This is a genomic window from Cutibacterium acnes (assembly GCF_003030305.1).
Lineage (GTDB): Bacteria > Actinomycetota > Actinomycetes > Propionibacteriales > Propionibacteriaceae > Cutibacterium > Cutibacterium acnes.
The window spans coordinates 22,393-36,631 of the sequence record NZ_CP023676.1 but is presented as its reverse complement, the minus strand read 5'-3'; the positions used below and the strand labels follow the sequence as shown (position 1 = coordinate 36,631).

Below are 14,239 nucleotides of genomic sequence, written 5' to 3'. Positions count from 1 at the left end.
ATAATGGCGGTATCTCGACATGCTCAGGACCCGCCCGTGATAGGCATCAGGCGGATGATATTCGGGGCCATCGCTCCTCGCACGATATGGCCGCCCGAATCTCGACCCCGCTACGCCAGATGAACCTTGCCAGTAATCGTCCACCCCAACCCGGGATCCACCGCCCCGGCAGTGTCACACACCACAACGGTGGCCGTCACATCGAGCTGCTCAGCGGTCTCGTAGGGATAGTTCGCCCCGACCATGAAGGATTCCCCCAGCCCCAGCACGTACGGCGGCCGCGCGGTCCCGGGGGCGAATGGGGTCGTCACGATTTTGTGAGCCGCATCAGCCCGGGGGGCCAGCACTGACACCAACGGTTGACGCCAAGTCCAGTCCGGGTAGCGTGCGGTGATCGTCACCGTCCCCAAACCCAGATTGATTGGCGCCTTTGACACATTGGTGACGATGTAGCGCACCAACACAATTGACGAGCCCTTGCTCACCACCGGAGTGCCATCTTGCGGATTCACCATGATGGAATCTTCGGGAGCCTTCGCTATTGCCGCTTGGTCCACTTCAATGCGAATACGGTCATCACCAAAGTGCCCCAGCTTCTTTCCTGATCGCGCCACTGGAACAGCCCAGGCCGGGTGCGCGTCAATGCCCTGCGGGACTTTACTTGCCGAAACCGTCGGGGTTGGTTGTGGCTCAGTCAGAGGTTTGAGAGTGCTGCACCCCGATACCAGGGTGCAGGCCAGTAAGACACTCGTGACCACGCCGCGGCGCATATCCTCACCTCCGTCACAAGTCGTCACGCAGCAGAGCCATTGTCACCAAATCCCAGCGACGCCCCTGCCACGATCGTGCCTGCGGAATTCTGCCACATTCTCGGTATCCCACAGCACCAGCACAATGGATCATTCTGCCATTGCCGCTCCACGTAGTCAGAGTCACCACCTGAGCGTCGGTGGTAGCAAAGGTTGCTTCGGTCCACAACCGCAGCGCTCGACGCCCTACACCGCGTCCCCATAAGGTCGGCCGAAACACGACAATCCCGACCTCCCACCAGCCTCCTCCAGTTGGCGGCTCCTCGAACCGGGAGACGAACCCAGCCCGCTGCCCGTCCACAGTGACGACGGCACGGTGACCGCTCATCAGCCCCGAACGCCACTCCTCGGCAAACTCCGCAAAACTACGATCGTCGTCGGGCCCAAAATAGGGACCATCCCACTGTTTCCACTGGGGGTCGACGACCTCAACGTTCCAGTGCCACAACCATTCCAGGTCTTCCTCGACGAGGGGACAGACCTCAACCTTCCTGACCTGTGCAGGGCCGTCACAAGGGGGAACGTCGCGCGGTCGAGTCACGCCCCTATTATTGCCTGCCCAAGACAACTCACCACGTGGCAGGCTGGACCTATGACGACTTCTATAGACGGTACAGCTCTGGTCCTCGAGGGAGGTGGCATGCGTGCCGCCTACACCAGCGCCGTCATCGTCAAGATGCTCGGGCTAGGCTGGAAGTTCCCGCACGTTTCCGGTATCTCCGCTGGGTCCAGCCTCACCGCAAACTACATCTCCCGCGATCCTGAACGTACCCGTCTCAGCTTCACTGACTTCGCTGCGGACCCCCGATTCGGCAACCTCGGTACCTGGCTGGCAGGGCGTGGATATTTTGACGGCGAGTACATCTACCAGCGAACCGCCGAGCCCCATCAAGCCCTCCCCTTTGATTTCCTCACCTTCTGCGCGTCAAGTCAGGCTTTCCGCATCGGCGCGACCCGTACCAGCGACGGCGAGCAGGAATGGTTCACTCGCGAGGATATGAAAACAATGGACGACCTCATGGCGCGGATACGAGCCTCCTCAACCATGCCCGGATTCATGCCGCCGGTAACCATCGAGGGCGTCGAGTACGTCGACGGAGCCTTGGGGACACAGGTGGCATTCCTATCGACGGCGCTCAACTCGACGGCTACGACCGGTTCTTCGTCGTCTGTACCCGGCCTCGCGGCTACGTCAAAAATGAGGTCAAACGCCCTCAGGCGCTTCGACAGTTGTTCCGACGCCGTCCTAGCGTCGCCGAGGCAGCCATCGCACGACCAGCCAAGTACAACGCTACCCGTGAGTTGCTGCGCGACCTCGAGTCAGACGGGAAAGCTTACGTCTTCTATCCACGCGTCATGCCCGTAACCAATAAGGAAAGAAACGTCACAAAGCTACGTCAGGCCTACGCTCTTGGGATGGCCCAGGTGAACGCTGAGCTGCCGCAGTGGCGGGACTTCCTGGGGGTCTGAGCCTCAGCCCTTGACGGCCTGGGATAGCGCCTCGATTGCTCGGTCATTCTCCGCGTCCAACCCGATCGACAGACGAATCCCCTCCTCGCTCCAGCAGCGTGCGAAAACGCCGTGGGAAACCATCACCTCGTCGATCCGATCGGTGTCGTCACCCGTGGCCAACCACAGGAAGTTCGCCTGGGACGGCACGATCTTCCAGCCCTGGCGGGTCAGTTCGTCAAAGACCCGGGTGCGCTCGGCGACGATCCGGTTAACCCTCTCGTTGAGCTCGTCCTCGGCTGCCAAGGAAGCGATCGCGGCCTGCTGGGCCAGGGTGGTCACCGTGAAGGGAGTGGCGACACGTCGCAGGTCGTCGCTGATCTCGGGGGTGGAGATGGCGAAACCAATACGCAGCCCGGCCAGCCCGTAGGCCTTGGAGAAGGTCCGCAGCACGACGACGTTGGGGTGATCTTCGAGAAGAGTGAGCCCATCCACAGCGGCATCGTCCCGGTTGAAGTGGCAGTAAGCCTCGTCCATGACGACGACCACGTTCTCCGGCACCCTCGCTAAGAACTCCACCACCTCATCGGTGTGCAGGACGGTTCCAGTCGGGTTGTTGGGGGTACATAGGAAGATCACGCGGGTACGGTCGGTGATCGCGTCAGCCATAGCGTCAAGGTCGTGACGCAAGTCGACGGTCAGCGGCACCGGGATCGGAGTGGCCCCGGCAACTTTGGTGAGGATCGGGTAGGCCTCGAAGGACCGCCACGGAAAGATGATCTCGTCACCGGCACCAGCCAAGGCATGCATGAGCTGACTGGCTACCTCCGTCGATCCAGCCCCCACCGCCACCTGGCTCACGTCGACGCCGAAGTGACCGGCGATGGTCGAGCGTACTTCCTCGGCACTCATTAATGGGTAACGGTTGAACCTCGGCAGTGTGCGGGTGACGGCCTCGACCACACTCGGCAGTGGTTCGAAAGGGTTCTCGTTGGATGACAGCTTCACAGCGTTCTCGCCGTGACTTGCCCCTTGCTTGTAGAGCGGTAGTCCTCGAACAACATCGCGTCGGTCCTGACTCACGTCATCCTCCCATTCAACGTTCGCTAGAACTCTTTCACACTCCCCCGACAGTCGTCGTCGCGATGCTCTACTACATCTGGCACGGACCAGCCACGCTGTACTTGACTCCGATCCTTCGGCTGACCCCCTCGGGTGATACGAGTTATTTATGTATCAAAAACCCGCTGTAGCCCTGCTGGCCCTGACACTTGCCTTAGCAGTGCCTGCTACCGCATCCGCCTCCCCAACCACATCTCCATCCCCCACTGCTAGCGGCAATAGCGACTTAAGACCCGAACAGGGTTCCGCCAAAGTCGCATCCAAAGCCGCTCCCTTCATATCTAAAATAGACGATCCTCACTATTCATCCAGTCATGCTGGAAGTGTCAATGTCCATGGATGGTGGCTAGATACGTATAACAACTTCAGCGGAATGAAGGCCCGAGTTACGGTTTATCTGTGGGCCAAAAAAGGGTCGCAGTGGGTCCAAGTGAACAAGATTCCTACCAAGAAGAATCCGGTGACTGTCTATGCCGGGGGAGGCGGCGGCAAACGAGCCTCAGGATCAGTATCCTGTCGTAGCCACAAACCTACTTGGTATCACGGACAAGTTGATGTAGACATCATTGACGCCATCGACACATCCAATCGACCCAACTCGCAAGACAGAAAGTTAAACTGTCAACCATGGTAAAAGAACAACGCCCATGCATCATCGGCACCGTAGCCATCAGCACAACGCTCCACCTCGCACCCAACGACATCGGAGCATTCACCGACACCGATGAACTACGCATCCTCATGGAATCAGCCGAATCCCACGGCTACTTCGACCCACCCCCACTAGAAAACCGGGAATACCTCATAGAAAGACCCATCGGAGTAGTCGTATCCGACACCAGCCAACCCGAATACCTCACCCTACGCCTAGACTGCAATCCTGAACGCCACATCCTCGGACGACCCGGCATGAAAATCATGCTCGTCCTCGCCGACGCCCTCCGACTCATAGGGTTATCCACCCCCCAAAGCATCGACGTCGAATGCGTCTATTTCGACCCCCGCGACTGGGATCTCCTCAACCCAGACCCCGAGGACCACATACATATGATCGGTACTCTCAGCCGCGAGGTCTGCCGATGGATGTCTCCTCACCTCACCCACACCTGGCACACCACCGCCACCACCAACCCCGACCTCGACCCTCACCTAGCACAAAACACCATCAACCGCTGGTTCCCACCAGACTTCGAATACCCCTGGCTAGGACACACACCCCAAGCCCACCAAGAAACCCTCACCTGGCACATGCCCGACGACATCACAGCGCTAGGCTGGCTATTCGACCTCATCACCCTCCTCCAAGGCCAACCACCACAACACATCCACGCCACCCCAAACGAACAAAAAATCCGACCCTGGTGAACCCATCACAAACACAGATATAAATCAGGGAACTCGAATATCACCTGCACGATCACAAGTACCTCACATCTCCTCACACGGTGAATAGGAACACTCTCTTTGAGAGTCATACTCTCTATTAACCTTCTAGCAGCATGACCTACTCGAGAACGAAAAGGTGCCCCCGGCCTCCACAAAAGTTTCCCCGCCCCAACAGGACACGATTGAACAATCGATACCCCCTCAATCACGAAGGTGGTCTGGGCGCGACGGTAGTAACCCGGCCGCCCGCGATTGCGGTCTCCTGACCATCCATGACATCGATCGTGATGCTGCGTGTGTGGGGATCCATCCCGATCATGACCGGACCTAGAGTGGTACTGATCCTTGCCCTCCTGCGTTCGGCGTTGATGGTGAGCATAGGAAGGCATAGCTACTTCGGGTGGCACATTCCTCTCTTGAGCCTCTACCGATCCGGAAGTGCCCAGGATCGCGCAAACAAAATGAAAGCCTCACCCCCCCCCCGAAGTGGGCAGCCGAATAGGAGGCGACGGTCTTGGGCACCTAAGACTCAACATGGCCGCCGGATCCTGCAAGAGATTCTCTAGGTAGCCGAGAGTCGTGCGTTCCTCGGAGCTAGTCAGTCAGCGACGTAAACCCTGCTTCCCGCAACCCGGAAAGCGTCAAGCGTTACCTGAGGCGCATCTCGCGTGGTGACCAAATCGTCGATGTCCTCGATGTCGCCGAAGCGAAAACTTGAGGTTCGTGAGAGCTTGTCACCCGTGGCAGCCAAAACGACCCGGGCCGAGGACGCGAGGATGGCGCGTTTCACCTGGGCATCTTGATGCGTCGTGACCGTCAGACCCATGGCAGGAGAGGCAGAACATGTGCCGACGATGGCGACATCAGCCCGGAACTCACCCAGTGCACGCAAACATGAAGCAGCCTCGTAGCGCAGGCTCTCGGGCATAAGCGTTCCATCCGGCGTGCTCACGGTAGCCACGCCGCCTCCGCCCAGGGGCAGCGCGGCGCGCAACGAGAGACACAAAGCCGTGATGGGGCGTTCCTGAAGGGCCTGCGCCACGGCAACCATGGTCGAGCCGTTGTCGATGATCACGGACATGTCGTCAGTCACGAGGCGGGAGACCAGCTGAGCTAAGGCAGTCTTGCTTTCAGCATTCTCGGCCGACCGCAGGGAGTAAGGCATCGGCGTGCCGCGCAGGTTCACCGCCACTGCCCCGCCATGTACCTTGCGCAACTGTCCGTGGCCTTCAAGGTCGGTGAGGTCGCGGCGGATCGTCGCCGGCGAGGCGCCGGTGAGCTCCACGAGTGTATCCACCGAGGTCGGTGAGGTCCCGAGAGAGTTGATGATCATTTTCTGGCGAAATAATTTAATCATGCACGCTAGTGGCGTGGCTCATATATGGCAGCGAATCTGGGCCGTCCTCAGCACCAAGGGCCTGGCCATCACCGCAAGCGTGTGCCGCCAGTTAGCCGGGCAGGACGGAGATAACAATGACACGCACTGATCCACGACTGGCCGACTTCAGGCGGTCCTCTTCGACATGGACGGGACGCTGGTGGACTCCACCGTAGCCGTCGAATCCGTCTGGTCGGCCTGGGCTGAACGGAACAGCATCCCCACCGCTGATGTCCTGGCCTGGTGTCATGGCCGGAACGTGGCCGCGACCATCACCCATTTCCTGCCCCATATCACCCCGGAAACCCTCCAGAGCATGGTGAGTGCCCAGCTAGACCAGGAGTGCACACAGCTCGACAGCGTAAAGCCTGCGGTCGGCGGCTGGGAACTCCTCATCTGGCTCGACGCCCACCGCATCCCGTGGGGCGTCGTCACCAACGCGCCGCGGCGACTCGCGCTCGCCCGACTCGGCGCAGCCACCATCGACCCACCACTCCTGGTCACCCTCGAGGACGTCGAGCATGGCAAGCCGGCGCCCGACGGTTACCTCCATGGAGCCCGCTCCTGCGGTGTCGCGCCAACCCGAGCGTTGGTCGTGGAGGACTCTGCGTCCGGCCTCGCGGCAGCACGCAGCGCCGGCACCGTAGTCGTGGCTGTCGGAGGACGCAGGGATGCCGACGTCGTATGTCACGACCTTGTCGACCTGCACCGCCTACTCGTCCAGATACGTTCCAAGTAGCCTGATCGAGAGAGCAGAAGACCGTGGACGTCACAACTTTGCAAACTCAGGGTGAGCGAGCGGTAGCCACCAGCGCCCACACCATCGAACCGCCAGTCCATGACGGGGCGGGACGCTGGCCGCTGAGTATCGTCCTGATGCCTCCACCACCTGCAGAGAGCGTTCTGGCCGCCTAACACAGGAAGCTATCTACCTCGCCGGGACAGACCACTTGCACAGTGGGGCTGTGGGCTGTGCACATGTCACCGTCCGGGCGCTAGAGAACCGGCGACCAGTACCACCACAAGATCCATTCGCGGTCAGTTGCGCGAGCGCGCTTGACCGAGCTTGTGCTCACCACGCGCCCTTGTTCATGAAACTTGAGCGCCTCCTAATAACCCCCGGCGGCGTTCTTGCGCTCCTGCATCCCACCAGCCCGGACGCCGATGAGTTCCGCACCTACACGCTCGGCCACGAGCTCGGACCCAACGCCTACCGAGAAGGCATCCTCAGCCCCCGAGATCTCTGGTACGTGTCCCTGCTCCACTTCCGCGGCCCCATCGAGCACCCCAAAGATCTCGTGGCCTGGAGCCACCAACAACTCGCTCCAATCACATGGGCCTTCCCCGATGCGGCGCTGTGTACCTACGAAATTACTACCACGGCGATGCGCCCCCGCATCCGCCACACGGCCGCGTTCGGGCGGGCGATCTGACCGCACTACTTTAATGCGACCAGTGGAGTGGGTGGCAGGCAGAGTCAGTAGCCCCGGCCGTGTTGCTCGCGAGAGACCGTCGTGTCCTGATGAAAGCGGGCCCGTCAAGGCGACGTGAAACAGGGCCTCCATTCCTCTGAGAGAGATCTCTAGCGATCACCTGAGGGGTTGTGCTGTCAGCAATAGAAGGTGGTTCCTCGTTCAAACAGCTAGAACTCGCTGGTCTCTGGTGCAGCACCCGGGAGCGATAGATCAAGTCGCCCTGTTCCAGGTCACGCATGATGCCCCACAGAAAGCAGTCCGTGACCTAGATGTACTCGGCAGTGACGCCGTGGGCGCAAGCTACTCCCACAGCGACCTCCGAGAGGAGTTTGAGAAGTCGGTAACGGCCCTGTGAAGGGCAAGCACGCAGAGTCGACGCAACAGTGGCATGTCCAGAGGTGACGACAACGGGGTCGAAGACATCGAACCGTCGAGCGACCATCGTTTGGGGAGCCAGCACAAACTCAGCTGCAGCTGGCACTTGAGACCAGGCTCCGGCATGCCATGGAGCTCATGCCGCAATGCGACAAGGCTATCTCCCAAGGTGGTCTAAGACTATGTGGCTCACGCCTCCTCACCCCCTGTTAGGTCTCTCACCTTGCCTAAACATGACCGCAGGGTGAATGCGTGTTCACTTATTGGACACGCAGAGATAAGGTGGCGCTATCTCTACGAATTTTTTGTCGAGAGGCCAATGGTCGTAGTGGACAACTCACATGATGCCAAAATGCTATGGGTCCGGCAGTGTAGCGATCAAGTCATCGCCAGGAGAACTTCGCTCTATCTACAATGTCACGATAAACCGTCAGAAATAGTGGAAGACAAAGCCTATTAGATAGCCGACAATGGACGATCTCAAGTAATAACAGGCTAGATACGTGCCTGAAGCTTCAGCGCGATCAGCGTTCACCGAGGCACCCACCCGGAGACAACGGAGTAAGCGATAAAGAGTCCGAGATGAACACCGCGCCGCTGAGGATCGTCCGAGGGCGTCCCTAACGCGTGACGACCGTGCCCGTACAAGCCGAAGCAACCGTCTCAAAAAGTACAGAAGGAAGATGCCACCGGCTCCCGATTGGGAACAATGGAATGGAGCAGTAGTCAGACGGTAGCCAAGGAAATCATAAAGGGAAATGATGGTCCCCATAGCTAAAAAGGCCACCAAAACAATAATGCCTTACGTGAATCGCACCAATGATCGAGGGCGGCTTGCGTCTCGGTGCGAAGGTGAACCGCTTTCGGGACGAAGCGCCGTTCCTGTAGAATGTAGCCAGACCAGCAGCCACCAGGGCAATGAGAGCGGTCACATAACCAGGACGTTCTTTCCTCAACCCTTCTGGCAATACTACGGATGCTGGCTCTTCCTCAGTGGCACGCCCTTAACCATTGTCTACCCACTCGACAGCATCACATGGATATTTGCTTATCGAGAAATTTCATGAATTCATGATACAATGACATTGACCGCAGTTCTGTGAACAATTCCCGATCGTAAAGAACGCTGATAAGCGGCTGATAGAACCTCACGAAATCATCGTAGTCCCCCTCATTGATGGCAAGCAGGAGAACCAAGCTCACATCCGACGTTTCCCAGTTGATTGGAGTTGAAGGTATGAGGACCGCAATTTTTGTTTCATACGCCAGAAAATTCATTGCGTGTGGCACTGCGAACGTTCGGAAGAAGACCGTGGATGAGTACCCTTCCCTCAGAAAAATACTTTCTCTAAAGGCGTCGGGAACAATGCCATTCCTCTCCATCGATCCACACATGAAGTCGAGAGTTTCACGTCATGAGTCGAAGGATCTTCCGGTGAAGAACAGTGTGGGATCGAGAAAACGTTTCATCGCGCTGGCAGTGGCAATCCGCGACTTCTTCTCACTGGCCCTCAGGAGCGCAGAATCGATCGCCGACAGATCGAGATCCGACATCGACGCGCTGATGGGAACACAGGTATGGTGGTGCGACGGTTCTTCTGTCGTCGATATCACGATGTCGCCATCGCACGTATCCGCTTCCGCGACAGATGAAACGATGTCCACAATCCTCATTCGATCCGCGAAATGGTCGACCAGTCCGGCTAGCAGAACATCACGGAGTGCCTGGTAACGCGGACAGACCACCACTGCCGTGACCAAATTCGGATTCGGCGCAGGCTCGGAATACAGGCCAATATAGATGACCAACAGCCCAATCTCGTCATCCGTGAAGAAAATTCCCAACAGCCTTGAAAGCTTGTCAGTCAAGTATACAGCGGCGTCATAGAGGAATGGTGACCGTGATCTCAATGACTCACGCAGAGTATTGCGAAAATAGGGCATTGAAGGAGCGTGGGCCATGAGTCGCCCAACGTGTTTCGAAACACTGCCGTACAGCTCTTCCTTCGCGATGACCAAACCGAAGTGTTCAACCGTGTCATCCAGACACCTGCTCACCGTCGAGTAAATGTCACAGGAATCAGAGTGATGATCAAGTTCGCCATGCCCAAATCCGAGGGTCGCACCAACGATGGACCTCAAGTAGGCGTCATCAGCAGATGACAGTGGGCGTTCGGGGTACAACTTCCGCAATCCAACCAGCAACTGATCGCACAACATCTCAGATTGGTTGCTCATCATCAGATCTGTCGCCGCGTTGTCCTCGATCGGAAAGCTGTACCGCTGTACGCATATTGCGATGTTCACGACCATATTGCTGAGTCGTATGTCGTCAATTTCCAGGTAGTAATCACGTAGCGTTTCGACGACCAAGTTCTCGATATCACTCAGTCTGACATCTGGCAGGTACCTATTTATTTTATCATTCTGGCCAACAACGGCATCCATGGCTGTATTTACGAGGCTTCTCAAGAAATTACGGAAGTAAATCTCGTTTCCATCAAGATGAATCGATGACCCCTTCAACGACAGGTGCAATGAATGGTCTTCGAATTGCGGCTTCAAACGTTTCAGTGACGCTTTTATGACGGACTCGCTGAGATAGCAATCACGCATGACGTCATAGATCGTGGTGTCGGGAGTGTCGAGCAGATACAGAAGTATCCGTTCGTGGTGCTCGAGCTGAGTTGAAAATTCTGAATTCCTTGCAACGACCCCGGTGTACACGGACTGCTCCACCGAGTATCCGTTCGTCGTTGACTCAATAATATTATCTCGGCTAATCCCATTGATCCGCGCAATATCGTATCTGAGCGTCCTCGTGCTGACACCAAGGAGTCCTGCGAGGTCGGTCCCTTTGATAGGGTGATCGACCTCGCTGAGCAGCTGTAGCAACAGGGCCTGCCGCTGTGAAAAACGAATCAATAGAGAACACCTGACATCGACGTACCATCAGCGACACATCATGTCACAGATTCTTGTGCGGCGAAATTCGAGTTTTGCCGCGGCACTGGCAATGGCGTGTTTCCCGCTGGACGGCAACTAATCTGATCCGCACCCCTGGAACCGATGGGGCATGAAATGCTCATCGACCTCAACCATCATTGTCTTCCACGAAGGGTCCTCGTTGGCCCCGTACCGACGATGAAACCGGCACCAACACATCGCACCGCGGCGAAGACAGGAGGCTACTTAATGGCCGAGATGATGAACGCTGCACTGATGTATGGACCTGGCGACATTCGCGTCGAGCAGATGCCGAAGCCCACGTGCCCTCCCGGAAGGTTCGTTCTGAGGGTCGATGCCGTGGGACTGTGTGGTTCAGACATTCGCAATCTCACGACGGACTCCCGGAAGGGCGACTACCCCTTCATCTACGGCCACTATGGCGCAACAAGTGTTCAGGTCCAAAAGGCATTCGAACTAGTCATTAACGACAAGTTCCCCGCCGAGCAGGTCATCAGCAAAGTTTTGCCACTGAGTCGGATCAACGACGCTATCGAATTCACCCGTACCGGCGAGGCACTGAGGGTGGTCCTCGTACCCGATGGAAAGGAAAGTGAACACCATGGCAAGTGAAGTCAAGGTTCTCGTCGCATGTGGCTCAGGAATCGCAACATCCACGGTCGCTCAGGAAAAGGTCAAGGAGATCCTGCGGGATGCCAAAATTCCCGCAAAGATCACCAAAGGGACTGTGGGACAGCTGCCAGTTCTCCAGAACGGTGTCGATGTCATCATGCTGACGACCCGCTACGGCAAGCCGTTGAACAAGCCCGTCATCCAGGTGTTCGGTCTCATTTCGGGCATCAACGAAGACGCGGTGGCAGAAGAAATCATCTCCACGTGTCGAGATATCTTGAACCAGTCATGATATTCTAGGAACACTCAATAATGTCAATTATCAAAGGCATTCTTGACGTCGGCGCCGTGGTTATCCTGCCGATCGTGATGCTGATTCTTTGCCTGATCTTCAGGATACCTTTCGGTAAGTCCCTCAAGGCCGGTCTGATGATCGGTATCGGATTCTCCGGGCTTTCCCTCGTCATCGGATTCCTGATGACGTCTGTGCAGTCGGCAGTGGATTACTACCGGCACATGGGCGGAGGATTCACGACTGTTGATGTCGGCTGGGCAGCAGTCGGCGCGGCTTCATTCGGAGTACCCTTTGCCGCTCCTGCCATCCTCCTTGTCGTCCTCATAAATGTTGTCATGATCCTCGCGAAAATGACGAACGTACTCAACGTCGACATCTGGAACTTCATCCATTTCTTGGTCCCAGGAACGCTGGCCTATGCACTAACGAACAACGCATGGATCGGATTAGGTGTCGTCTTGGTGCTTTCGGTCATTGACCTCATCGTCGCTCAGCATATCGCACCAAAATGGCAAGAATACTACGGCCTCACAGGGACAACATGTTCGACTCTTTCCTACATCACGTCAGCATGGCCCATTGCGATCGGATTGAACTGGGTCATCGACAAAATCCCCGGAGTTCGTAAGATCGACATCTCCATGGAGAAATTCGGCGACAGGCTCGGATTCTTCGGCGACACCGCCTTCATCGGCCTCATCGTTGGTATCTTCCTGGGACTCATGACCCGTCAACCTTGGCAGGGTGTCCTCGTCATGGGTATGGGAATCGCCACCGTTCTGGTACTCCTACCTCGAATGGTCTCGGTCATGATGGAGGGCCTGTCGACGGTCGGTGAAGGTGCGAAGACCTTCATGAAGCGTCACCTCGGAAAGAACAAGGACGGCAGCGAACGCGAGCTCAGCATCGGCATGGATGTCGCTCTGGCACTCGGTGACCCGGCGGCCATCACCATCACCGTTCTCATGATCCCGCTGTGCATTGCCTTCGCATTCATTATCCCCGGAATGAACTACTTCCCAGTCGGCATGCTTACCGTGATCGTCTACATGATGCCGATGATCTGCCTGGCTTGTAACGGAAACATGTTTCGCTCTCTCATCATTGGGGCGATCTACATGTTCTTCGTCGAGTGGGGTGCCAGCTTCTTCGCACCGGAGGCTACTGCGATGATGCATGCCACCGGCGTTCATGTCTCCGGGTCTGTGACTGATGCGTTCTTCGGGTACAACCTTCCCAACATCATCATCTCGGCGATCCATCGGATGTTCTGATCCGGAACAGCGCAGTATTTTATGGCCATTTCTGATCCCGTGAAAGCAGTAACAACATGAGCGTACTTCTGAACACCGATCTGATAAGTGTGAATATCGAGGCCCCCGACCGCAATCAGGTCCTGACGGTCATGGCTGACAAACTTAATGGAGTCAGAGTGGCCAAGGAGGGATTTCTGGATGCTTTGTTGAAACGGGAGGAGATCTATCCGACCGGCCTGCCAATCAGTTGCGGTGTCGCCATCCCTCATACCGATCCGCAGTATGTCACGAGGGATGCCTTGGCTGTCACAACCCTGCATACACCGGTCCTCTTCGGTCAGATGGGAGGATCGGAAGAAGATGAGGTTCCAGTGTCCGTCGTCATTCTCATGGCTTTATCGAACGCGGACGATCATCTGAATATGCTCCAAAACATTGTGAAATCCATTCAGGATGACAATCTTATGCAAACGATCAGAAGCGCTACCAAACCTGAAGAGGTCGTTTCTATCGTCAGGCCGCTGATACCCGCTGATACAGAGGATTCCTGACTACAGCGGAACTGAATTGAATTCAAGATTGCTCAGCGCGACATCATACTACGGCAAAGAATGCGCTTGTGCCGGTTATGATGTCGCGCTGTATAAATAACACTTGGTCTTGATTTTTCAAGATACAAGGGTGATTACAAAGACGGCTTCGTCATAGAAGTTGTTTTTGGAAAGGCTGAAAAATGAACAACAAGAGCACTGACGAACCCCTCGTCGTCGCCATCGATTCGTCGACCCACTCTCCCAAAGCCGGTCGTACCACTTGGTCGGTGTAGTCCGCCTTCATCGCGGCCTCTACCGCGGTACGAATCCTTTGCCAACCACGCCCGAACTCCAAAGGCCCCCAGACAGACATGGCACACAAACGGGAGCACATTGCCGATGCGACGCCCCTAAATGTAACAATCCCCCTTGTCACCAAGAGGGTTCGCACTGTGGGCCTAACTGGACTTGAACCAGTGACCTCCGCCTTATCAGGGCGGCGCTCTAACCGACTGAGCTATAGGCCCAAACCTCGACCGGCTTCCCGACCGCGAGTAAAAACTCTACTGGATCACGCTCCGA

19 protein-coding genes, 1 tRNA gene and 1 pseudogene are annotated in these 14,239 nt (G+C 56.9%); 11 read left to right on the top strand and 10 right to left on the bottom strand.

The window, feature by feature from the left end:
• Window positions 1-110: 110 nt before the first annotated feature.
• Both CPA42_RS00210 and CPA42_RS00205 read right to left on the bottom strand, forming a co-directional pair.
• Window positions 111-770, bottom strand: coding sequence for a hypothetical protein (locus CPA42_RS00210; RefSeq protein ID WP_002515733.1), 660 nt, complete (start codon window positions 768-770; stop codon window positions 111-113).
• A 13-nt stretch (window positions 771-783) separates the two neighbouring features.
• The gene (locus CPA42_RS00205; protein ID WP_002518575.1) at window positions 784-1,350 is read right to left on the bottom strand and encodes a GNAT family N-acetyltransferase; all 567 of its coding nucleotides are present in this window, start codon (window positions 1,348-1,350) and stop codon (window positions 784-786) included.
• A gap of 51 nt (window positions 1,351-1,401) precedes the next feature.
• On the opposite strand from CPA42_RS00205, the gene CPA42_RS00200 reads away from it, so the two are divergent.
• Both CPA42_RS00200 and CPA42_RS13465 read left to right on the top strand, forming a co-directional pair.
• A complete protein-coding gene (locus CPA42_RS00200; RefSeq protein ID WP_002518574.1) occupies window positions 1,402-2,175 on the top strand; it encodes a patatin-like phospholipase family protein in 774 nt (257 codons plus the stop codon).
• Window positions 2,112-2,279 (top strand): DUF6363 domain-containing protein, encoded by a 168-nt coding sequence (locus CPA42_RS13465; protein ID WP_306472438.1) that lies wholly within the window; start codon window positions 2,112-2,114, stop codon window positions 2,277-2,279. Before CPA42_RS00200 ends, CPA42_RS13465 begins: the two co-directional genes overlap by 64 nt.
• Window positions 2,280-2,282: 3 nt before the next feature.
• On the opposite strand, the gene hisC is transcribed toward CPA42_RS13465, so the two are convergent.
• Complete coding sequence (gene hisC / locus CPA42_RS00195) at window positions 2,283-3,341, bottom strand: histidinol-phosphate transaminase (protein WP_002515713.1); 1,059 nt, start codon at window positions 3,339-3,341, stop codon at window positions 2,283-2,285.
• Window positions 3,342-3,540: 199 nt separating this feature from the next.
• Here hisC and CPA42_RS00190 point away from each other — a divergent pair, with 199 nt between their 5' ends.
• Both CPA42_RS00190 and CPA42_RS00185 read left to right on the top strand, forming a co-directional pair.
• Window positions 3,541-4,014, top strand: a complete 474-nt coding sequence (locus CPA42_RS00190) for a hypothetical protein (RefSeq protein ID WP_002518572.1) — start codon at window positions 3,541-3,543, stop codon at window positions 4,012-4,014.
• Entirely contained in the window at window positions 4,008-4,745 is a 738-nt protein-coding gene (locus CPA42_RS00185; RefSeq protein ID WP_002515775.1) for a hypothetical protein, read from the top strand. Before CPA42_RS00190 ends, CPA42_RS00185 begins: the two co-directional genes overlap by 7 nt.
• A gap of 5 nt (window positions 4,746-4,750) precedes the next feature.
• On the opposite strand, the gene CPA42_RS00180 is transcribed toward CPA42_RS00185, so the two are convergent.
• Together CPA42_RS00180 and CPA42_RS00175 are read right to left on the bottom strand one after the other, a co-directional pair.
• Window positions 4,751-5,173 (bottom strand): hypothetical protein, encoded by a 423-nt coding sequence (locus CPA42_RS00180; protein ID WP_002518571.1) that lies wholly within the window; start codon window positions 5,171-5,173, stop codon window positions 4,751-4,753.
• A 191-nt stretch (window positions 5,174-5,364) separates the two neighbouring features.
• A complete protein-coding gene (locus CPA42_RS00175; RefSeq protein ID WP_002515864.1) occupies window positions 5,365-6,123 on the bottom strand; it encodes a DeoR/GlpR family DNA-binding transcription regulator in 759 nt (252 codons plus the stop codon).
• Window positions 6,124-6,289: 166 nt separating this feature from the next.
• Here CPA42_RS00175 and CPA42_RS00170 point away from each other — a divergent pair, with 166 nt between their 5' ends.
• Both CPA42_RS00170 and CPA42_RS00165 read left to right on the top strand, forming a co-directional pair.
• Complete coding sequence (locus CPA42_RS00170) at window positions 6,290-6,883, top strand: HAD family hydrolase (RefSeq protein ID WP_002518569.1); 594 nt, start codon at window positions 6,290-6,292, stop codon at window positions 6,881-6,883.
• Window positions 6,884-7,235: 352 nt separating this feature from the next.
• Window positions 7,236-7,577: a hypothetical protein gene (locus CPA42_RS00165; protein WP_002518568.1), complete on the top strand. Its 342-nt coding sequence runs from the start codon at window positions 7,236-7,238 to the stop codon at window positions 7,575-7,577.
• A 307-nt stretch (window positions 7,578-7,884) separates the two neighbouring features.
• Here the strand turns inward: CPA42_RS00165 and CPA42_RS00160 are convergent, their stop codons facing one another.
• On the bottom strand, window positions 7,885-8,100 hold the full coding sequence (locus tag CPA42_RS00160; protein WP_002515855.1) for a metal-dependent amidase/aminoacylase/carboxypeptidase: 216 nt from the start codon (window positions 8,098-8,100) through the stop codon (window positions 7,885-7,887).
• A gap of 78 nt (window positions 8,101-8,178) precedes the next feature.
• On the opposite strand from CPA42_RS00160, the gene CPA42_RS13460 reads away from it, so the two are divergent.
• A complete protein-coding gene (locus tag CPA42_RS13460) occupies window positions 8,179-8,454 on the top strand; it encodes a hypothetical protein (protein ID WP_002518567.1) in 276 nt (91 codons plus the stop codon).
• 572 nt (window positions 8,455-9,026) lie between these two features.
• Here CPA42_RS13460 and CPA42_RS00140 read toward each other — a convergent pair.
• Both CPA42_RS00140 and CPA42_RS00135 read right to left on the bottom strand, forming a co-directional pair.
• Window positions 9,027-9,392: pseudogene (locus CPA42_RS00140) on the bottom strand (PTS sugar transporter subunit IIA); the annotation flags it as partial.
• A 15-nt stretch (window positions 9,393-9,407) separates the two neighbouring features.
• A complete protein-coding gene (locus CPA42_RS00135; protein WP_002515721.1) occupies window positions 9,408-10,919 on the bottom strand; it encodes a BglG family transcription antiterminator in 1,512 nt (503 codons plus the stop codon).
• 270 nt (window positions 10,920-11,189) lie between these two features.
• Between CPA42_RS00135 and CPA42_RS00130 the strand changes: the two genes are divergently transcribed.
• Genes CPA42_RS00130 through CPA42_RS00115 form a run of 4 tightly spaced genes read left to right on the top strand, consistent with a single transcriptional unit; the run spans window position 11,190 to window position 13,675 of the window.
• Window positions 11,190-11,573: a hypothetical protein gene (locus tag CPA42_RS00130; RefSeq protein WP_002515880.1), complete on the top strand. Its 384-nt coding sequence runs from the start codon at window positions 11,190-11,192 to the stop codon at window positions 11,571-11,573.
• Entirely contained in the window at window positions 11,563-11,865 is a 303-nt protein-coding gene (locus CPA42_RS00125; RefSeq protein WP_002515905.1) for a PTS sugar transporter subunit IIB, read from the top strand. The genes CPA42_RS00130 and CPA42_RS00125 overlap by 11 nt, the downstream gene beginning before the upstream one ends.
• 20 nt (window positions 11,866-11,885) lie before the next feature.
• Window positions 11,886-13,142: a PTS transporter subunit IIC gene (locus CPA42_RS00120; protein ID WP_002515696.1), complete on the top strand. Its 1,257-nt coding sequence runs from the start codon at window positions 11,886-11,888 to the stop codon at window positions 13,140-13,142.
• Between the two features lie 56 nt (window positions 13,143-13,198).
• Window positions 13,199-13,675, top strand: coding sequence for a PTS sugar transporter subunit IIA (locus CPA42_RS00115; RefSeq protein ID WP_002515763.1), 477 nt, complete (start codon window positions 13,199-13,201; stop codon window positions 13,673-13,675).
• Window positions 13,676-13,826: 151 nt separating this feature from the next.
• On the opposite strand, the gene CPA42_RS00110 is transcribed toward CPA42_RS00115, so the two are convergent.
• The gene (locus CPA42_RS00110; RefSeq protein ID WP_002518565.1) at window positions 13,827-14,030 is read right to left on the bottom strand and encodes a hypothetical protein; all 204 of its coding nucleotides are present in this window, start codon (window positions 14,028-14,030) and stop codon (window positions 13,827-13,829) included.
• A gap of 80 nt (window positions 14,031-14,110) precedes the next feature.
• Window positions 14,111-14,184, bottom strand: a tRNA-Ile gene (locus CPA42_RS00105).
• Between the last annotated feature and the right edge of the window lie 55 nt (window positions 14,185-14,239).